We start from the raw sequence: 2,292 nt of genomic DNA on the forward strand, positions 1-2,292 counted from the left end.
TCGATCGTCAAAAAACTCGCCTGTTTGCCAGAAGATGGAAATTTACAAAAGGCCGATCCAGACAGCCCGTAGTGGATAAAGAGCGTATTTTCGCGAAATCAGGTGCTATCTTCAGCACTGACGATCGCTGGCACCGCGACGGCGGCGGCGCTATGACGTCCAGACCAAACTGTTGGGCAAGAGACGGTAGCCAAACGGGGTCGCCCCTAGTCCGGGCATTTACAGGCCGCCTTTGGCGATAACCAGCGCGGGGGAGAAAATCTCCCCCTATGGCAGCGTCAGCAGAAAACCGCCGTTTTGACGGGTGACGGATAATACATCTCTGAGCAAACGCAGTGTTACCTACCATTGCCAGCACACTCCGCCAGCAGGAGATCCACGATCTGTTGCGCAGAGTCATCATAGAATAGCTGGCCGAGGGTCTTCTCATGCCAGGCAATCCCGTAGCGCTGCACCAGACTGATAGAATCCTATTTGGGTATAACCTTTCAGGACCGATTTGCAGAAATAGGGATTTTGCGACAAATAGGCGGCTGTTTCTATATACAGATTGTAAAATTGCAGCATCCGTCGCCCGACATTAGGGTATTGCGGCCCGGTTTTGCCGTTATCCAGCAAGCAGTACGCAGCCAGCCAGACCGGGCGGGCCCCCCGCCGCGCTGGAGTCGAAGACTACGTCCCGATTGTAATGAGGCGGGCGGCACATTGCTACGGTAATAAAATGCTATATTGGCTAAAAATCGTATCTTGCTGAATTTGCAAGTTTATATGGGGTAGTACATGCTTGTCTGCGGCAAGTTTATTAAAATAAGGTCATATTTTCCTTTTCCCCTGGCCCTCTTGTCGCAGATAATGCGGCCCGTTCATGTCCAAATAATGGCGTAACTCTCTATGCTACATCTATTCACCGGCCTGGAATTCCATGCCGGTCTAATGTTAGTGCTCGCATTAATCTTTGTTCTGGTTTATGAGGCCATCAATGGCTTTCATGATACGGCTAATGCTGTAGCCACCGTCATCTACACCCGCGCGCTGCGCTCTCAACTAGCGGTCGCTATGTCTGGAGTGCTTAATTTCCTCGGAGTCCTGATGGGCGGATTGAGCGTGGCCTATGCTATCGTTCATCTCTTGCCGGCTGATCTCTTGATCAACGTCAATTCTGCCCATGGTCTAGCAATGATATTCTCCATACTGCTGGCGGCTATTTTGTGGAATCTCGGCACCTGGTATTTCGGCTTGCCGGCCTCCAGCTCACACACCCTTATCGGCGCGATTATCGGCATCGGTCTGACCAACGCTTTGGTAAGCGATAGCTCGGTGGTGCAGGCATTGAATGTCCCTAAACTGATTGAAATCTTCCTCTCGCTCATTATCTCTCCATTGGTAGGATTGGTGATGGCGGGCGTAATAGTTTTCTTTCTGCGCCTCTACTGGAGCAGCACCAAAAAACGCCGCCGAATTCATTTAACGCCGGTGGAGCGGGAGAAAAAAGACGGCAAGCGTAAGCCGCCGTTCTGGACCCGTATCGCCTTGATCTTCTCTGCCGCCGGCGTGAGTTTTTCCCACGGCGCCAATGACGGACAGAAGGGCATCGGGCTTATTATGCTGGTTCTGATAGGGGTTGCGCCGGCTGGCTTTGTGGTCAATATGAATACCAGCAGCTACGACATTAGCCGCACCCGCGATGCGGTGAATCATTTCCAGCAGTATTACACTCAGCACCATGGTGCATTTATCCACGGCGTAGGCTCGGACGAGGTTCCGGTGCCGGTGCCAGCCGCGGAACCCCCTTTTTCCGTCGCGTCTTTGCCCGGCCGCGAAGCTCATGGCAGCCCCACTGTTTCCTCCTCCGCCATCGGCGGCGCGCCGATGGAGAATAGCCAAATACTGGATCCAAGAATCGCCTCCCAAACACAGACTTTTCACTGCGACCTGTCGCAGGTGTTGTTCGCCATCAATCGCGCCTTGATGCTGCTAGGCAATCTAGACAGCTACGAAATGCTCAATGTGGATCAGCGCTCCCACGTACGGCGCCTGCTGATGTGTATCGCCGATACCGCTGATAAAGTGGCGAAGCTGCCGGAAACCTCCACCGTGGATAAACGATTCCTGGCGAACCTGCGCCAGGATCTGCTGTATACCGTGGAATACGCGCCGATGTGGATCATTATTGCCGTGGCGCTGGCGTTATCACTAGGCACCATGGTTGGCTGGCGCCGGGTCGCCACGACCATTGGCGAGAAGATCGGTAAAAAAGGTATGACCTATGCCCAGGGGCTATCGGCGCAAATG

At 53.5% G+C, this 2,292-nt stretch carries 1 protein-coding gene and 1 pseudogene; one reads left to right on the forward strand and one right to left on the reverse strand.

Annotated elements, in window-relative coordinates:
• Positions 1–706: pseudogene (locus tag BG74_RS20115) on the reverse strand (NAD(P)/FAD-dependent oxidoreductase); the annotation flags it as partial.
• 185 nt (positions 707–891) lie between these two features.
• Here BG74_RS20115 and BG74_RS01010 point away from each other — a divergent pair.
• Positions 892–2,292 (forward strand): inorganic phosphate transporter (locus BG74_RS01010; protein WP_066595883.1); only part of this gene is annotated, 1,401 nt, incomplete at its 3' end.

Origin of the sequence: Sodalis-like endosymbiont of Proechinophthirus fluctus, assembly GCF_001602625.1 — a bacterium.
Lineage (GTDB): Bacteria > Pseudomonadota > Gammaproteobacteria > Enterobacterales > Enterobacteriaceae.